The sequence below is a fragment of the Paenibacillus sp. MER 180 genome (genome assembly GCF_023713665.1).
GTDB classification, from domain to species: Bacteria; Bacillota; Bacilli; order Paenibacillales; family Paenibacillaceae; genus Paenibacillus_B; species Paenibacillus_B suaedae.
Genome location: NZ_JAMAVT010000005.1, coordinates 165,696 through 183,928 on the forward strand (window position 1 = coordinate 165,696; position 18,233 = coordinate 183,928).

At 45.6% G+C, this 18,233-nt stretch carries 18 protein-coding genes; 5 read left to right on the top strand and 13 right to left on the bottom strand.

Annotated features, from left to right (window positions below):
- Positions 1 to 163 precede the first annotated feature (163 nt).
- Positions 164 to 1,099 (bottom strand): DMT family transporter, encoded by a 936-nt coding sequence (locus M3661_RS10130; RefSeq protein WP_251484338.1) that lies wholly within the window; start codon positions 1,097 to 1,099, stop codon positions 164 to 166.
- Positions 1,100 to 1,279: 180 nt separating this feature from the next.
- On the opposite strand from M3661_RS10130, the gene M3661_RS10135 reads away from it, so the two are divergent.
- Positions 1,280 to 1,654, top strand: coding sequence for a VOC family protein (locus tag M3661_RS10135; RefSeq protein ID WP_065291149.1), 375 nt, complete (start codon positions 1,280 to 1,282; stop codon positions 1,652 to 1,654).
- Positions 1,655 to 1,697: 43 nt separating this feature from the next.
- Here the strand turns inward: M3661_RS10135 and M3661_RS10140 are convergent, their stop codons facing one another.
- The 3 genes from M3661_RS10140 to M3661_RS10150 form a co-directional block, all read right to left on the bottom strand.
- Entirely contained in the window at positions 1,698 to 2,042 is a 345-nt protein-coding gene (locus tag M3661_RS10140; protein ID WP_065291150.1) for an ArsR/SmtB family transcription factor, read from the bottom strand.
- A gap of 92 nt (positions 2,043 to 2,134) precedes the next feature.
- Positions 2,135 to 2,743 (bottom strand): DUF1697 domain-containing protein, encoded by a 609-nt coding sequence (locus tag M3661_RS10145; RefSeq protein ID WP_251484341.1) that lies wholly within the window; start codon positions 2,741 to 2,743, stop codon positions 2,135 to 2,137.
- A gap of 33 nt (positions 2,744 to 2,776) precedes the next feature.
- A complete protein-coding gene (locus M3661_RS10150) occupies positions 2,777 to 3,847 on the bottom strand; it encodes a hypothetical protein (protein ID WP_251484345.1) in 1,071 nt (356 codons plus the stop codon).
- Positions 3,848 to 4,018: 171 nt separating this feature from the next.
- Here M3661_RS10150 and M3661_RS10155 point away from each other — a divergent pair, with 171 nt between their 5' ends.
- Positions 4,019 to 4,708 carry a DUF421 domain-containing protein gene (locus M3661_RS10155; protein WP_251484348.1) on the top strand — a complete coding sequence of 230 codons (690 nt, stop codon included), beginning with the start codon at positions 4,019 to 4,021 and terminating at the stop codon, positions 4,706 to 4,708.
- A 7-nt stretch (positions 4,709 to 4,715) separates the two neighbouring features.
- Here M3661_RS10155 and M3661_RS10160 read toward each other — a convergent pair whose 3' ends face one another.
- The 6 genes from M3661_RS10160 to M3661_RS10185 all read right to left on the bottom strand — a co-directional run bounded on the left by M3661_RS10160 (position 4,716) and on the right by M3661_RS10185 (position 10,672).
- Positions 4,716 to 5,018, bottom strand: coding sequence for an antibiotic biosynthesis monooxygenase family protein (locus M3661_RS10160; RefSeq protein WP_251484351.1), 303 nt, complete (start codon positions 5,016 to 5,018; stop codon positions 4,716 to 4,718).
- Positions 5,019 to 5,053: 35 nt separating this feature from the next.
- Entirely contained in the window at positions 5,054 to 5,506 is a 453-nt protein-coding gene (locus tag M3661_RS10165) for a 6-phosphogluconate dehydrogenase (protein WP_251484355.1), read from the bottom strand.
- 270 nt (positions 5,507 to 5,776) lie between these two features.
- A complete protein-coding gene (locus M3661_RS10170) occupies positions 5,777 to 6,307 on the bottom strand; it encodes a GNAT family N-acetyltransferase (protein WP_251484360.1) in 531 nt (176 codons plus the stop codon).
- Between the two features lie 165 nt (positions 6,308 to 6,472).
- The gene (brnQ, locus tag M3661_RS10175; protein WP_251484363.1) at positions 6,473 to 7,825 is read right to left on the bottom strand and encodes a branched-chain amino acid transport system II carrier protein; all 1,353 of its coding nucleotides are present in this window, start codon (positions 7,823 to 7,825) and stop codon (positions 6,473 to 6,475) included.
- Between the two features lie 105 nt (positions 7,826 to 7,930).
- Entirely contained in the window at positions 7,931 to 9,280 is a 1,350-nt protein-coding gene (locus M3661_RS10180) for a TldD/PmbA family protein (protein ID WP_251484365.1), read from the bottom strand.
- A 3-nt stretch (positions 9,281 to 9,283) separates the two neighbouring features.
- On the bottom strand, positions 9,284 to 10,672 hold the full coding sequence (locus M3661_RS10185) for a TldD/PmbA family protein (protein ID WP_251484367.1): 1,389 nt from the start codon (positions 10,670 to 10,672) through the stop codon (positions 9,284 to 9,286).
- A 410-nt stretch (positions 10,673 to 11,082) separates the two neighbouring features.
- Between M3661_RS10185 and M3661_RS10190 the strand changes: the two genes are divergently transcribed.
- The 3 genes from M3661_RS10190 (at position 11,083) to M3661_RS10200 (ending at position 15,409) form a co-directional block, all read left to right on the top strand.
- Positions 11,083 to 13,173 (top strand): serine hydrolase domain-containing protein, encoded by a 2,091-nt coding sequence (locus tag M3661_RS10190; RefSeq protein ID WP_251484369.1) that lies wholly within the window; start codon positions 11,083 to 11,085, stop codon positions 13,171 to 13,173.
- A 126-nt stretch (positions 13,174 to 13,299) separates the two neighbouring features.
- Positions 13,300 to 13,989, top strand: coding sequence for a response regulator transcription factor (locus M3661_RS10195; RefSeq protein ID WP_021253666.1), 690 nt, complete (start codon positions 13,300 to 13,302; stop codon positions 13,987 to 13,989).
- A gap of 10 nt (positions 13,990 to 13,999) precedes the next feature.
- Positions 14,000 to 15,409 (top strand): sensor histidine kinase, encoded by a 1,410-nt coding sequence (locus M3661_RS10200; RefSeq protein ID WP_251484371.1) that lies wholly within the window; start codon positions 14,000 to 14,002, stop codon positions 15,407 to 15,409.
- Between the two features lie 58 nt (positions 15,410 to 15,467).
- Here M3661_RS10200 and M3661_RS10205 read toward each other — a convergent pair whose 3' ends face one another.
- The 3 genes from M3661_RS10205 to M3661_RS10215 form a co-directional block, all read right to left on the bottom strand.
- Positions 15,468 to 15,959 carry a C40 family peptidase gene (locus M3661_RS10205; RefSeq protein WP_036590961.1) on the bottom strand — a complete coding sequence of 164 codons (492 nt, stop codon included), beginning with the start codon at positions 15,957 to 15,959 and terminating at the stop codon, positions 15,468 to 15,470.
- A 379-nt stretch (positions 15,960 to 16,338) separates the two neighbouring features.
- Positions 16,339 to 17,484 (bottom strand): AI-2E family transporter, encoded by a 1,146-nt coding sequence (locus tag M3661_RS10210; RefSeq protein ID WP_028531490.1) that lies wholly within the window; start codon positions 17,482 to 17,484, stop codon positions 16,339 to 16,341.
- A gap of 3 nt (positions 17,485 to 17,487) precedes the next feature.
- On the bottom strand, positions 17,488 to 18,066 hold the full coding sequence (locus tag M3661_RS10215; protein WP_251484375.1) for a hypothetical protein: 579 nt from the start codon (positions 18,064 to 18,066) through the stop codon (positions 17,488 to 17,490).
- Between the last annotated feature and the right edge of the window lie 167 nt (positions 18,067 to 18,233).

Below are 18,233 nucleotides of genomic sequence, written 5' to 3' on the forward strand. Positions count from 1 at the left end.
TAAGGAGAGTTTCTTCTCTTTCTTCTCTTTCTTCTCTAGCATGGAGATAAGATTCGACAATAGTCTTGTTGACGCGTCCAAGCTGGCTGATTGTATCCCTTCAGAGTGTTGCATATTCAAATCTACCTTCGATTTACGGTATATGACCACGTCTCATCTTCTATCACTTCACCGATTGATCGATGATTGATGTTCTAGCTCTTCGTCTCGGCTGAATGGTTGCCAAGCATACACCTGCCAGCACGAAGACAAGACCCACAGCAATCGACCACGTCATGCTGTCGCCGTACAGCCATACGGACAATAGTGAGGTTACGATTGGCGTCAAGTTCAAGTATATGCTCGCCTTGCTCGCACCGATCTGCTGCACGCCAAGGTTGAAAATAATATAACCGATAAGCGTTCCGCATACGACCATATACGCCATCTCCGTCCAACCTTGCAGAGACATATCGGGAACTTTACCCCAACCCCCTTCAAATAGCGAACTGACTCCCAGAAACAGAGAACCTAACAAGGTCATTACTGTAGTCGTGAACAAGGGAGAGACATCATGCACTACCTTTTTCCCAACAAGACTATATATGACCCCGCACATTAATGCTGCCAGAAACAATAAATCTCCTTCGTTGAAGGACAAGCTAGCTAATCGGTGCCATGAGCCCTTCGTAATTACGATAACCACACCGATGAAGGACAGCGCAAGGCTAATCCCAAACTTGCCGCTCCATCGTTCCTTGAAGAATAACATCGCACCAAGCGATACGAACAGCGGCATCGTCGCAATGATGAGTGAACCGTTAATTGCAGACGTATAATGCAGCGCCATAAAGAACAACGCATTGTATCCGAAAATTCCCGTAAGCGATACAATGAGAAGCCCCTTCCAATTATCCTTCCATGCACGGATATTCCACTCTGATCGCATCGTGAGCAGCACCGCTAAGATCATCCCTGCCAATGCAAATCGAATCGTTGCGGCTACGAGTGGAGGAATCTCGGTAATGACATGAGCTGCTGTAGAAAATGATCCACCCCAAAATAACGGCACGAGCAGCATAAGCACATAAATGCTTCGGTTAGACTTTTGATTACTCATGATAATCGTTCACCCTTTAATTAGATAATATGTTTAAACATTTAAACATACTTAGCAAAAAAATAAGCACTTCTTGCACAGAAACACTTTACCCATTGGATTTTACATCTTGATCCTATATAATAGGATTAGGAATTTGAAACTGTGTTCCACTGAATGGAACAGAAAAGGAGGTTACTCATGTCCCACATCTTTCATGGTCTTGACCATATCCAGTTAGCCGCCCCCGTCGAATGTGAATCCGTAGCACGGAAATTCTATCACGAATTATTGGGCTGGGCAGAGATTCCGAAGCCCGAAGCTCTTCAGCAGCGTGGAGGTGTATGGTTCCAATGCGGAAGTCACCAAGTGCATATCGGCGTGCAGCAAGACTTCATTCCTGCGACAAAAGCTCATCCCGCCTTCGTTGTTACCAATCTTGAATCCTTACAGTCCCATCTCCTGCAGCATCATATTGAAGTGACCGACGACTCCGCCCGGATAGAAGAAGGTGTAATTCGATTCTATGTAAACGATCCATTTGGAAATCGACTTGAATTCATGGAGTACCTGTAACACGATACGCATTCTTCTATCCGAACCAATCTGCCTTCATTGGTTATACTCCCGCTTCAATGGACAGCATCAACTCTTTAATCGTCGTCATAAATCCCCCTGCACGCAAGGAATACAGCTTCTCATTCGCCTGCTTGTCGAACGTGATGAGCCCGGCTTGTCTTAAGATTTTCAGATGGTGCGAGACGGCCGGTCTCGATATCTCCATATGTTCGGTGATTTGGTTCACATTCAGAGCGCTATGTTCAAGTAGGAGTATAATAATCTGCTGCCGATTCGTGTCTCCAAGCGCTTGAAAAATGGGGGTCGCCTGCTGGAACTTCTCCAGCACCTGCTCTTTGTTACTGCTGCAATCATATTGTCCGTGCTCAGTCGTGATGATTCTCACCTCATATGTTTATATGTTTAAACATTACATATTATGATGTGAAAATACCCATTTTGTCAATAGAGTAAGTCTCCATCGCACGAACCAATAGATTAATCATTTCCATTGCCATTCTCACGCTGCAGGAAATCATCAAATTCACCCGCAATCGCCGCAAGTTTCGTCATTGTATTCCAATTCCGTGTCGTTACATTCGATCCTAACTTTTGGAAATTATTTGCCAGTTTCGAATCCAGAACACTCTGGCGATACAAACAATATATCTCACGGCCTTGTATCTGGAATTCATCAACTTCTTGCATAGCATTAGACAATATACTTGCGGTGTCAGGCGAAGGCTCGTCCTTGCACATTGTAATCTGAATCCCCTCTCCTTCCTTCAGCACAGCTGCATCATACGGACATTCAGCTACAATAGCCTTCATTTCCTGAGCCGTCCGCAGCATGACGTTCGGCTTGAAGCCAAATGCATTCCCTATTTCCTCCTGAATTCGTGCTTCTAGCCATTCCCTTGCTTCTGATGAAGCAAATACAACATTGCCGCTCTGCAGCAGCGTTCGTACATGGGTAAGTCCCATATTTTCAAGAAGAAGCTTCAAATCTGCCATTTTTATCTTGTTTTTGCCACCTACGTTAACTCCACGCAGTAACCCGACATACATTTGCATCGGTCCGACCACATCCCTCAGTATCTTCTTCATTTCCATAACTACTTCACACAAAACTTCAAACCACTACTTCAAATAAATGCCGAGCGGTAAATTGGATTCCCCTGCCGTCATCAATTTGCATTGAAAGGTGCGAACACCAACAGGAGCCACAACCTTCGCGATCAAGCATACATTCGTGTTGTCCATCATGAGCGGTACACCGATTACTTTTCCATCAACGAATATAGCCCCTGCAAATGCTCCCCCTCTAGGATTTACATAAATGCTAACAACCGCTTCTTCCTCCGTATCATTATGCAGCGGAATATCCACCAAGTAAATAGCACCGAATTGACCGGTATTATCAACCGCACCTTCCCGTAATTCGCTAGCATTTGCGGCAAACAAAAAATCTGAAGCCACTTCTCCATTCATCTTCTTTCGGGCACACACACGGTATACACACTCTGTCCCTATAACATAGGCAGGCATACTAGCATGAACCTCGGCATAAGGCCAGCTTCCTCTAGGATGAGTGCCGTACGGAGTCAGCGGATCTGAATGAATGAGTCTTATATCGGCAGTGACGTCCCGACTTGCGACTGTACGGATCGCATACTCCGTCTCCCCTGCCCCTGAATCCCGTTCTATCGTGAACTCATAGATGAACCCTGCAAAATAGTTGGTATCGAGCCTTACCGACTCAATCATTGCTGTGCTAGTCACATCTGCGTGTTGGTCTACGGAAGTATAATGATCCAGCGTTCCGCTTAAACAAGACTTTGCAAGACATTGTCCTACTTGAATCATCTGATCTGACACCGGCTGAATATGGATATCCCTACGGATATGCTGAATGGCTATCCGGGTAGATGTGGACAGGTTTTGTACAGTCACCCCCAGCTGCAGCGGCTGTCCTGTTTCATTGCGATGCCATCCGAATAGGCGATGCGTGACAGATTCCTCATCGGAGCACACGATATCATGCCATAAGGTACACGCTGTCCCCGGGAATGAGGACTCATTTAATATTTCAGGATTATCGCTAACCAGTAAGCGGCGTTGATCACTGGCGAACGCACTTTCTACATCAACAAATACAGAAGTAGGTACATTTATTATATCAACGGTCAAATCTTCTTGTTGACAAGCCATTATGTATATCCCCCTCATCTATAGCAGCTTCAGCAACCCTATATCCTATGTAGATGGATGACTTAGTCTTTTGCTGCAAAGAACGTACTCTATGTATCCGTAGTCAGGACTTATATTCGAATAATATCAAAGAGGGTGGGACAAACTCCAATTACAAAGGAGCGTGCATCGGTGGACATCATAGCTCGTACTATATTTGCTTTCATCTCTTTGCTTGCATTTAGCCGATTGCTAGGCAAAAAACAAATGAGCCACATTACCTTATTCAACTACATCACTGGAATCACATTCGGTTCTATCGCTGCGGATATCGCAATTGAGACTCATATTTCCATTGTTGACGGAATCATAAGCTTAACAGTATGGAGCCTGCTAACAATAGGGATCGGTAAGCTGTCCTTAAAGTTCCCACGAATTCGCGTACTCTTAGACGGTGAACCTACCATTGTCATTAAAAAAGGAAAGATTCTCGAAAAAGCAATGGCGTCCATGCATCTCAATATGGACGATATTAGCATGCTGCTTCGCGAAAAGGATGTCTTCTCCATTCAAGATGTTGATTATGCAATTCTGGAACCGCATGGAAGAATGAGTGTGCTCAAAAAAGCCGAAAAAGAGTCCCCTACGAAAGAGGACCTGAAAGTGTACGTGCAGCCTACATTGTATATGCCTACCGAGATTATCGTTGATGGCTCCATCGTCTATAAAAATCTCCTTGACCTTAACCTGACGAAGGAATGGTTAAGCCAAGCGCTGCGTAAAGCAGGATGCTCTCCCGAGCAAATCGAGGAAATCTTCTATGCGGAGATACAACGTGACGGCACGCTGTATATAGACAAAAGAGTAGACAACATGAAATGATAACACACTACTTCAAGTGAACCGGGATTTGCACATAATGCTCCACCTGTGGAGGTGACTCATAATAAGCTTCCAGCAGCGCATTCCATTGTTCATATTGCACGGTATGACGAAAACCAACCGCATGCTCTTTCAAAGAGTGCCACTGCACAATCACCATGTATCGATCGGCTGCCTCTACACATTTATGCAATTCATGTGTGATATACCCTCTTGCAGCTTCCAATATCGAAGATGCATGACGGAAGGCGCTTTCGAAATCATTGCACATACCAGCCTTAATGGATAATGTAGCAACTTCCCGAATCATTTCAGCGCCCCCCTTCCCTAGCATATCCTCTGTTGTTAAATCCATGTAATGAAGTATGTTTGCTTCACAGGAACACCATTGCGTTCCGCCCATTTCAGAAGCTCCTCATTTCCACGTTGATCTCCCTTCGCGAAGGAAAAACAACATTTTAACGGAATTATATGCTTCGATTTTAATTGTATACCGATTGCAGGGGAATTGGCGCCTTTTATCTTAATGGATTCGATCTCATTTGCATGATACACATTGCCATGCAAGCGAATCGTGTCTGAAGTTGGATGTATTTCGACTGTCCGCTTAACCCATGTCGCGTATGCTCCCGCGATCAATGACATTACTACAATGCCAATAACCGCCATCTGCATGAAGAACAATACAGGAAATGTCCGCTCTGTCATAGCCGCAATTTGCAGCATTCCGGCACTGAATAACAGAGAGCCTCCCAATATCTCTTTTGTTCGCGTAGGAACCTTCACCTGATAATTCATTTCATCCGCCCCAATCTGAATATGCATGATAGGTTGTATGAAGTTTCTTTGTTGTCATTCCTTATTATACCATTAACGTTAACGGAATTGACACATATTTTTCACAATAAAGACACAATTATATTCAGGGTCGGTAATTCTACCTTACGAATACATTTGTTAGAGAATCGAATACACTTGCTTCAACACAAAAACACCATTTCCATGCAACAAAAAAGAGCCTGCCTTATGAGAAGGAGGCTTCACCTAGCCGTTATGAATCCCTTGCAACTAGCGCGAGAACTTATAATACCAAATAATCGCTCTTTCCTTCGCAGTTGCAAAATTCGCATACATCATATTGTCTACTGCGCCAATGACAAAGCCATACTTGGCATATAAGCGACACGCTTGAATGTTCACATCCTGTGTCTCGAGCATAAGACCGGCACAGTTATTTTGCATCGCCCATTCCTCAGCCGTCTTCAATAATGCAGTTCCAATTCCCTTGTGCCTCCAAGCTGCTGCAACTTGAATATGTTCAATGAGCGCAAATCCATTCCAGTTTGAACAAATTTTCATTTGTCCGACGCAGCTGTCCTCCCCGTAATAGAAGAACACTGCCTTATCTTTGTCCTCCATATAACGGTTATCAAGTTCTTCCTCTTCATATTGCTTGAAATACGGCTCATCAAATCGTTCTTCTGTATAAGACCATGTATCATTTTCATAGGTAGGAACAATCCGACCAATCACAGTAAACCCGTCGTCGTTTGGTTTATTGTAATCATCCCTATTCGAATGTGTCATTTTCACTATCATCGTTTCTTGACCCCTTTTCTTGCATAATGCCTAAGCAAATGCTCAACAACATATTCTGATTCTATTCGCTCCCCGTTCGTGTATTCCTTCTGCTAATTCATACAGCGAGATGAAAAAAAGCTTAATCTCCTAACTAAGGAAATTAAGCTTATACTCACTCTACCATTATTCAATTGCTTCAGTTGCTTCCGTTGGCTGACTATCCTGTGACTCCTTGCGAGCAAATGCCCACAAATAGCCGACAATTGCCCCCGCAATGGCAGGAACGACCCAGCCAAGTCCAGCTGTATACCACGGGAGATGGCTGTACAGTCTCTCAACCGCTCCCATTTCAATATTCGCCTGCTTCAAGCCATCCACTATACTAATAAATGCAGTTGCGAGCAAGCTGCCAATATATACGGCTGAATGTCCATGGAACATGCGATGAAGCAACGCCAAAATGATAAGGACAATGGTAAGTGGGTAAATGGCGGACACGATTGGCGCTGAAAATGAAATAATCTGATCAAGCCCCAAATTGGTTACGCCTACACTTACGACACACAAGATTCCAATCCACTTGTTATACGAAATACGCGGCATAATGGAATTGAAGTACTCTCCACACGCTGCCAACAGGCCGACCGAAGTCGTTAAGCAAGCAAGAAGGAATACAATCCCAAGCAGTACGGTGCCCCATTTTCCAAATAAAAATAGCACGATTGTAGTCAATATTTGACCGCCATTCGCAGCCCCTTCGATTACAGAATGGCTCGTGGAGCCAAGGTATCCGATCATCATGTAAATGATGGCGAGACATACACCTGCGATCAGCCCAGCCTTAATCGTGATGGCAGACAGCTTCTGTGTGTTCGTAACGCCACGCTTGCGTATTGCCGATACGACGACACTACCAAGCAACAGAGCAGACAAGGCATCCATCGTTGAGTAACCATCTATACCACCCTTAAAAGCAGCATATTGTACATACCCTTCTGCAGGCACACCATAGTCCCCGAGCGGATGGAATAAACTCTGAATGAAGACGATAATAATCATCACCAACAATATCGGTGTCAGTATTTTGCCGATGCGCTCGAACAGCTTCGATGGATTCAAGCACAACCAATAGCTGATGACAAAATAAATCACGGAATACGTCAATAATGACCAGCCGCTTGTTCGAAGCGGCTCTGGAAGGAGTGGGACTGTTCCCATCTCAAACGCTACGCTGCCGGCACGCGGAATGACGAGAAACGGCCCTAGCGCTAAATACGTAATAAGCGTAAACACAAACCCAAATCCTGGGTGGACGCGATTTGTAAGCGACTGCAAATCACCAGATTTAGCGATTGCTGCAACACCTAGAATCGGCAGTCCTACTGAGGTAATTAAGAACCCTACCATCGCCTGCCATACACTTGAACCTGCCGCATATCCCACCGCAGGTGGGAATATGAGATTACCTGCACCAAAGAATAAAGCAAATAACATTAACCCAAAAACAAACGTTTCTTTTTTTGATAGTTCAGTCATGCTGCATCTCCTGCTGTTATCTACCGACCTTATTATAACAATTCATTATAGAAAGCGGGCTTCTTTCCTGTCAAATCCAATTCCTGTGTTGCATTTGCTTCAGATTTATGCTCCTGAGATCGTCAAGCCCTTTACCTTCAATGATGGCGCATTACATCTGCCTGTGAATCGGATATCACTGCCTACAACCTCTATCTGCTTCAACATCTCGAACAAGTTGCCGGATACCGTGATTTGATTGACAGGACGTACGACTCTCCCCTGCTCGATAAGGAAGCCGGTGCAGGATAACGAGAATTCGCCGGATACGGCATTCGTCCCCGCGTGCAGACCTTGGAGTTGTACAATCATTACACCTCTCTCCATGCCTGCAATCATGTCCTCAAGCGCCGTCGAACCTGGAAGTACATACATATTGTGAGGCGCAATACCGATTTTACCGCGGTACCCGCCCTTAGAGGCATGACCTGTCGAGACCAAACCTGCCTTGCTTGCCGTCTTCCCATTATGCAAATAAGTGAGCAGCTTGCCTTCCTTAATCACTTCCGTACATGTGCAGGCATACCCCTCTGCATCGAACGAGCAAGCACCCAGAACGCCATTCATGAGCGGGTCATCCACAAGGGTGACATTACTTCCCGCTATCTGCTCGCCGATCTTATCCTTCAAGCCTGAGAAGCCCTTATTTACCGCCTCTGCTGAGAAGATGGACGTATAGGAACCTAGCAGCTGGCTGGCTGCATCATGGCGGAAGATGACTGGATATTGATCAGACAATATGGTATCCGCCCCCAGCTTCGACACCGCTTCCTCAACTGCCTTGTGAGCAATAACCTCGAAGTCGATATCCTCGAAGCGTTCCATGGAGTAATCGAACCAATCGCCTGTCGTCGTCTGGCCAGATTGTGTCGCCACAACGGATAGGCTGCCAACTGCAGTGCTGTATGATGCGCTACAATTCAACCCCTCTGTATTAGCGATCATGACCTCATTCTCAGTGAGCGTAACAGAAGAGCTTCTCACTAAGGTAATCCGTTCATCGGATGCTAGCGCGATTCGCTCCATGCCCATCGCTGCATCAATGAGAAGCTGTGGTGCCGTAAGCAGCAGCTCCGCTTCATGGGTTTTGACCTGCTGATAAGTGGGTGCTCCAGGGAACAACTTGTCTATTTCGCTGCTTTCGAGTGCATACGCATTACTTCTTGCTTCTTCAATCAGAAATGCAATGACATCCGTTTCTAATCTTTCCGAATAGGCATAGCCCATTTTGCCGTTGAATTCGCCGCGAAATGAGACGCCGCCCGTCTCCTTAATTGTAAATGCGTCGATATCTCCCTTAGAGACACGCACAGAAGTTGAACGAGTCTGTTCATAATAGACTTCCATCTTCACGCAGCCTTGTTTACGCCCTTCTTCAAATAGATGCTGTTGAAATGCTGCAATCTCCAATGCCATCGTTTATTCCCCCTTTCTTCCGCCGACCGTCATGCTGGATACACGAAGCATTGGCTGACCGCAATTGACGGGAATACTGCCGCTCAATGAGCCGCACATGCCTTGACCGTGATCTAGATTGTTGCCTACCATATCAATTTTCTGGAGAACATCGATTCCCTTGCCGATTAGAGTTGCACCTTTGACCGGTTCTTCGACCTTTCCGTTGCGCACGATATAGCCTTCATTGACCGCAAAATTGAATTCACCTGTCGCTGTATTAACGGAGCCTCCGCCCATTGTCTTGGCATACAGGCCATACTCTGTATTGGCAATAATCTCTTCCGGTGTGGAATGACCTGCTGCAATGTACGTGTTATTCATGCGGGAGGTCGGTGCAAATTGATAGGATTGCCGGCGGCCAGATCCCGTTGACGGCATTCCCATTTTGCGGCTGCCCAGCTTATCAATCAGATAGCCCTTCAGCACCCCATTCTCGATGAGCACATTACGCTGTGTTGGCGCTCCTTCATCGTCGATATTCAGTGAGCCCCAAGCATTCGGAATCGTCCCGTCATCGATGGCAGTTACAAGTGGAGACGCCACTTGCTCACCGATCTTGTCGGCGAACACAGAAGCCTTCTTCGCAACAGCTGTCGCCTCAAGTCCATGCCCGCATGCCTCATGGAATAGGACACCGCCAAAGGCATTATCGATAATGACCGGCAGCTTGCCGCTCGGCGCATAGCCGGCGCCTACCATTGTAGTCGCGATGCGGGATGCTTCTCTAGCGTACCAATCAATATCCATCGACTCGATTAACTCCAGACCCGCGTGAGAACCAGGAGCGACGTATCCTCCTTGCTTGACGCCCCCCGCTTCAGCAATTGAGCTGAAGCTTATTCTCGTGTAGGTTCTGCGATCTTCCACCAGCAGTCCTTCGGAATTGGCAATGCAAATATCTTGTACCCAGTTATTCAGTGCTATCGAGGTTTGCGTAATCGCTCGGCTGTATGCCATAGATGATGCATGCGCACGTCTCATCCAATCTATCTTGCGTCCCTTTCCCACTTCATTCGGTGGAATAAGAACCGGATGATGATCAGCGATGCTCGCTCGACGCAAATCAATTACAATATCTTTGGTTTGACCACGGATCGCTTGTGCAGCTGAAGCAGCTACCTTGATCAGATTATCTGCGGTGCAATCATTCGTATACGCATATACCGCGAACACCCCGTTGAATATGCGTATCCCGACGCCATAATCTCGACCGCCAAGTGTATGTTCTACGATCCCACCAATCATCCCCAGGCTAGACGTCGTCCGATCTTCCATAAATACCTCAGCAAAATCCCCGCCAGTTGCTAAAGCGGCGGTAAGCACATTCTCAATTAACGACGGATGAAGCATAAACTGTGCCCTCCTTGTAAGCTAGATTTCTTAGTTGCATATGTATGTATGTCGAAGCAGAGGATATCCCTAACGAACCATTTTCGCAACATCTTCGATGACGCGTAGCTTAATAATTCGTGTAGCTCGATAGCTAACTCGATAGAATGCCTCTCTTCTATATGTAAATGATTATACTATGATTTCTAGCATAACCAACTCAAACCAACAAAAAAAGAATGGTTAACCCACATTAACTCCATCTATTTACTTCATGCAAATAAGAAAATTCTCAGCATGAGCCCCATATTTACTAAAAAGCAGCGCAAATAGATGCTCAGCAATTGAAGTACCGTGCAAGAATGACACAGTCTCATATGTACTCGCAAGTTCAGTCTCCATTAATCTTTATCCATATTGGAGGAGAGAAAATGCAACCACATTCAACAGATAGAACATCTGCAAGAACTAATCCGAATCATCGCCGTGCTCGGAAGCTGATGATAATACTCTCACTTGCCGTGGCACTCACAACTGTCGCTCCGGCGTATGCGGCTGATTCGAGTACAGAATCTTCCCCGTCCGCAAGCACAGTAATACGGAACACACAAGCCTCGTCCCCATCAATCTTGACTAACGGCCCCTCCGATCCTAAGGAGGTTGAAGCATTTGCTGACAAGTTATTTTCCTCACCTTCAATGAAGAAGCTTCCGGGAGCTGTCTTTGTCGTCGTCAAGGATGGGCAAGTCGTATTAAGCAAAGGGTATGGCTATGCAGATGTAGAAACCAAAAAGTCCATGGATCCCGATCGTACGATTCTAAGGTTTGCTTCCATAACGAAGCCCTTCGCATCATTGGCGCTGCTTCAGCTCGCTGAGCAGGGTAAGATTGATCTGAAGAAAGACATCAGCGCGTACATGGGGGATGTCGCCATTCCTCGAAAAGTCGAAGGGTCGTTAACAGCTGAGCATCTTATGACGCACACGTCTGGTTTCGATTACCCTGAAGCTCCTGACGACATAGCAATCAAGACGAACGCTGAGTATATTCGCAAGTATATGCCAACGGTTGTACGCAAGCCAGGCACTGTATACAGCTATGACAATTTCGCCTTTCGACTTCAAGGTTATCTTGTTGAGCGCATAACTGGAGTTCCGTTCCACGAATATGGCATGCAGCATATTTTGCAGCCGCTTGGGATGACGAACAGCAGCTTCGTAATGACGCCAGAGGCTAAGAAGGATCTAGCGACAAGCTATACGAAGACAGGTGAAGTTCTTCCTTATTACGAGGTATCTCCCGCAGACGGCCCTGACGGAAGCCTGGTATCAACCGGTGCGGATATGGCTAAATTTATGATCGCGCTTTTAAATGGCGGTATGTACAAGGGGCAGCGAATCTTACAGCCTGCAACCGTACGCGAGATGGTAAAAATCCGTGTATCCGCTCATCCGAAAATTCCGAATACGACATACGGCTTCGAATCCTTGTTTCAAGAGTCCTATCATGGTGAAACCGTCATAAGCAAGGGTGGAAATCTTCCAGGGTTCGGCTCTTGGTTAAGTCTCTTGCCAGAACAAAATGTCGGCTTTTTGGTCGCATACAATTCAAACGAAGACTCTAGTGCAGATTATCGCAATACGGTTTTTCGTTCCTTTATGAATCACTATTATCCAGACAAACGGCCTGCCCCACCGCAAACGGAGCCCTCACAAGAGGTGAAAAATAAACTAGTTGGCCAATACCGTAGTCTTCGGATGGGCATCCAGGTCGTTCGAATTGCTGAGCAATCTGACAAAAAATTATCCCTGATCGATCCATTCTACGGAACCCATACATTGACTCAGATCGAACCATGGCTGTTCCGCACGGATCATGGAAAGTTAGTTGGCTTCAAACAGGAAGACAATGGAGAAATTTCCTACATGGATAACAGCAACGTAACATGGTTCGAGAAGCTGCCTGTTCCTAAAGTCCTCTATTCAGATATCGACAAGAATCATCCGTATTATGGATACATTCAAGATATCATGATGAGGAGTGGAGTATCCGAACATCAAGGGCAGTTCCGTCCCTCCTCCACCATTACGCGTGCTGAATTCGTCTCCATGCTCATGCAGTGCTTGCGCATGCAGCCTTCGTTGAACGCAGTCTCCTTCACCGACATGAAAGGCCACTGGGCTGCCAAAGACGTTCAAACGGCGTATGAGCTGGGGCTTATCACCGGAGCATCAGGTGAGCTCTTCCGACCTGATCAACCCATTCAACGGCAAGAAGCGGCAATGATTGCGTGGCGAATCGCTCAAGCGTTCGGAGCTCCTGTGCAAGAAGCGAAACTGGTTGGCGATACTGACGTCTGGGCATTAGACGGTGTCAAGTATGCTGCCGCTATGCACAAATACGGCCCCGAAATTAAAACTAACGCAGACGGCTCTCTGAATTATGAATCCAAACGCAGCATGCTCAGGCAAGAAGCAGCTGCCTTGATCAGCACATTGCTTGCTCAGCCGATTCCGCTTTAACCACAAGATAGCTCTCGTCGAATCTCTACGTTGCGGCGAGAGCTATTTCCTTTTCCAGCAGTCCAGAATGCATTCCCAACCCCAAGGTCATACTATAGGAAAACTTTGTGTAAACGTGGTGAACACATGTCAGCCCACTCCATATTACTAGTCGAAGATGAACAAAGTGTATCTCAATTCATCCAGCTTGAACTTGAGCATGAAGGGTACGAGGTACTTGTCGCTGTAGACGGGGAACAAGCATTAGAATTCTTTCAACAAGGCGAGTGGAGCCTCATCCTGCTAGACTGGATGCTGCCCAAGCTGAACGGCCTTGAAGTATGCCGGAGAATTCGCCGCGTCAGTGATGTCCCAATTATCCTCTTATCTGCTCGTGATTATGTTGGAGATATCATTGCTGGTCTCGATACAGGTGCAGATGATTATATTACGAAGCCGTTCGAGATTGAGGAACTGCTTGCCCGCATACGCACTGCTTTACGACGCCCCAACCATGCCGCTAATCCGGAAGAGAAGGAAGTATACCAGCTCGCAGATCTCATCTTGGATGTGAAGAAAAGAGTCGTAACCCGTGCTGGGGATCGTATCGAATTAACGCAGCGTGAGTTCGAGTTACTTCAATACTTAATGGAACATCTCGGTGAAGTGATTGGCCGTGAACAGCTATTGTCCTCTGTGTGGGGATATGACTTTGTTGGTGAGACGAATGTCGTCGATGTCTATATCCGATATTTGCGCAACAAGCTGGATCGCGGCTATCAGCATAAGTTAATCCAGACCGTTCGCGGTGTCGGATATGTGCTGCGTGAACCATAGGGTATCTGAAATGACCATGTTCAAGTCACTTATCCAGCAGCTTAAGCATTCTGCCAATACGTTAATGTTCCGCTTCACGATCTGGTATGTTCTTAGCCTATTAGCTGTCATTCTGTTAATCGGGATCTGTATTATGGGAGCAGTCACCCATCTGTTGCTCCAAGACTCCAAGCAGGAACTTTTCGCCGTCGAACGCAAACTAAGAGAAAGCATTCAAGATGGCTTTCTGGAGTGGCAATCCCTTCTCGATGAACTGCTATACCCCGATCACGCGAACTATGATGTTCAAATTGTGTCCTCTGATGGACGCATATTAGCACAAACTCGCAACTGGGACGAGGCTTTCCTCGCCGAACAGAAAAATCGAATCCGATGGTTTGATACCGTGCAGTGGAACACCGACTATGGACTGTTCATCAGAGATGAAGTCATATGGAATCAAACCAATGGGCAGGTCGGTCGAATCTATATTCATGTTCAGCTCCACTCCATTGAACGCATCTTGCTCATTATCACTAAAGTACTCGTCATTACTGCACTTGCCAGCTCAACAGCAGGCTCGCTGCTTATTTATCAAATAACAAGGAGGAACCTCTCCCCCCTGTTCAGCATAATGAATTCAATTGTTCAGATGAAGAATTCACCGAATTTAAGGCAGAGGGTTCATGTCCCGAAAACGCCGGTAGAGCTAACGAAATTGGCGGAGCGCTTCAATCAGTTGTTAGATGAGCATGAAGAACTGATTGAACGGGAGATGAACTTTATTACAAATGCTTCACACGAGCTCCGCACTCCGCTGACCGCGTTTCGTGGTCATGTGAAGCTGCTGAAGCGCTGGGGGAATCAAAATGCTGAGGTTCTGCAAAAATCACTGGATTCGCTAGATCTAGAGAGCCAGCGCATGCAGCGGCTTATTATTCAGCTATTGACGTTAGCCCGTTCAGGCAAGAGCGCCACGCCGAAGGAACAAGTAAATCTCACCGACATTGTCCGAGAAGCAATCAAGCAGCTATGGAAATCCGATTCAAAAATTTCCTTGCGTTTGCATCTGAATAAGGCTTCTTATGTACATGGGGATAAGGAACAATTGCGCCAGGTTGCCGTTATCCTCATTGAAAATGCCATAAGGTATACCAATGACCTGGGCTGGATCGAAGTTGCCGTCTATCAAGAGAAAGAAAATGCATGCCTTCGAGTATCGGATTCCGGAATTGGCATACCCGAAGAAGATTTAGATAAAATTTTCGATCGATTTTATCGTGTCGATAAGGCTCGCTCTCGCGTAACGGGAGGCACGGGCTTAGGGCTGGCCATTGCGAAGGAGCTCGTAGAGCAGCATCATGGCACCATTCGAGTTGAGAGCACGATCGGACAGGGCAGCACATTTATTGTGTGCATACCGTACTTGCACAATGCCTGAGAACATACAACAAGCCTAAAGCAGTACATCGTATTGCTTTAGGCTTGTCCATTATAAACTATTTAATTACACGACGAACTTTCGTCAAGCGGGACTCCCACTTGCTCAAGTTGTCAATTCTTACTCCGCCCTTGCCATAAGTGTGCAAGATTTTTCCATTGCCCATATAGATTCCTACATGATGAACCGGAGAGTAGAAGAACAGGAGATCACCCTTCTTCATATTCTTTTTGCTTACTGCAACTCCAACCTTGGATTGCTGCTTCGATGTGCGTGGAAGCTTGATTCCGTGTTTTCCATATACATATTGTGTGAACGAGGAGCAGTCGAATGCTTTCGTGCTTCCCGACTTGGCACCAAATTTATATTTAACACCTAAGTATTTTTTTCCTGTTGCTATAATTTTGTCTGCCTTAGAGCTTTGCGATGTAGAAGCCGCGCTAGCTGTTTGAACAGGCATTACTGCACCTGCTGACAGTGCAAAGGACAATGTTAATGTTACGCATACAAATATTTTTCCAAACTTCTTTTTATTCAACAATATTCTCATCTCCCAGAAAAATGGATAGTGCTGATGTGCTCACCAGCGACGTTACATACCATAACACATAATTTTTATCCATTATTTTCTAGAGAAGAGCTGAAACATTGCTGTTGTTTACTTTTTTGTAATCTATTAGAGCAACATTATAAATTTCTCATCTCTCTCTTCTTGACAAATAGGTCGTTGTGATCATTCCTCCTTTGGCAGGATAAAAAAATAAATAGATTCGATACTAGATCATCAAAATTTTGCGGTGCAGCAACTGCCGTTATCTCAGGATGCAGAATAAGCGATGAACACATGAAACAGCGCCATCTCATCGCATACAAACGTTGAAATGGCGCTGCATATGAATATTATCAATTGCCCAAGCTGCAGAGGCAACTTACATCGTAAGATGATCGTCATAGAGATTAGAGCGGCGCTTGAACCAGTCAAATAAATGCGTAACAACAACCTTGAGCACTGCATACCCAGGCACAGCCAGAATAATGCCCACTACACCGAACAGGTTGCCGGCTGTCAAGATGACGAAAATGATCGTAATCGGATGAATGCGGAGTGTCTTCCCCATAATTTGTGGCGAAATGAATTTCCCTTCCACCAATTGGACAATCGTCCAGACGATGATCATTTTCAGCAGCATCATCGGTGAAGTGACAAGCGCCACGATCATCGCGGGTGTGATTGCAATTGCAGGGCCCAAATACGGTACAATACTCGTACAAGCTGCAATTACTGCTAGAATTAGTGAATATTCAAGCCCAATGATTAAATAGCCCGCATACAGTAAGATGCCGATGCAGAAGCTTACAATAATCTGACCCCGTATGTAGGAACTGATTTGATTATTCATCTCGGACATCACTTGATGGGATTGCTTGCGCAGCGTAGTCGGCAAAAATGTAAGGATATAATCAGGCAGCCGCCGGCCATCCTTCAGTAAATAGAAAAGAACGAATGGAACGATGACAAGGCCGAGAATCGTTTCGGTGACTGCACCTAGAAATCCACCGATTCCATTGAATGTGTTGTTTAAGAGCGAGGTAGCCCGCTCGGACAAGGAGCTTACGAAGTTGCTGGAATTAATATCGATGCTCTGCTGGATACGGTTGAAGAACTCACTGCCGATCATGTCGCGGAACAACGTCTCAATCTGGGTACTGAACCCTGGAAAGTTGGCAATCAAGTCCATAACTTGCTTCTTAATGACAGGAATAACAGCAAGGACGACGACCGTAATAATGCCGATAATCAGAATATAGAGAATGAGAATGGATATGAATCGTTTGACTCTCCATTGTTCCAGAAGATCAACGATCGGATTCAGCAAGTAATAGAGCACACCTGCTAAAAGCACTGGAAAAAGTACTGTCTTAATGAAAATAATGAATGGTGAAAAGATAAATGAGATTTTCGTGAAAAGTAACACGTTCAAACTAACTAACAACACAATCAACAAAAACGAGATCAATCTATGATTCAAGATGAACGTTAACATTCGGCCTGGCCTTGTTGATCGTTTCTCCATGCATTAGCTCCCCTCAGTGTTGGATGTAATCTTAATCACGAATTGCCCCTTCCCATGCGGAATGATTGTTAAATTCCAATCAAATGCTTGCGCAACCCATCGTACTTGTACATATAGTTGGCCGTCTCGGATGATTGGTCCGCGGTATGACTTCTTCAACACTCTACAGACATCCGAGTTTGGAGCACAATCCTGATCTGGTTGATAAACATGGGTGTAATCTTCGTACTCCTCCTTGCCATTCGGATGTGTACTGACCCAATATCCACGATAGTCATTCCCCCAAACTTCGACTGTCTTGGTCTTCTGCGGCATAGCGTATACATGATAATCATATAATCCCGGTTGAAAAGCATAGGACATGTCGAGCCCCATAGAACCCGTTATTGTGGATAGTGGAACTAGGATCATCCCATGCTCATTCAATATCTCATTTTGTGGTACCGTTGCATTTCCTAGCTGAACTGCATATTTTGATTTCGCAGCAGCAGCGGTATCATCAATATTGACACTCCATCCCAGCAAGGCAAAAACAAGCAGCACACCAGCAAGAAACTTTCTTTTTATGTGATGTACAGTCAACTCCAGTCCTCCTTTTTTCGCTTCACAATTTCAATCACACATCTACCCACATATTACCACAAATAATTAATCAGTTGAGAAAGACATTTTGAATCATTTTCTGCATAAAAAAAGCAATGACATGGAACGACAACATCGTCGTTTCCTCTGTCATTGCTAGTTGTTTC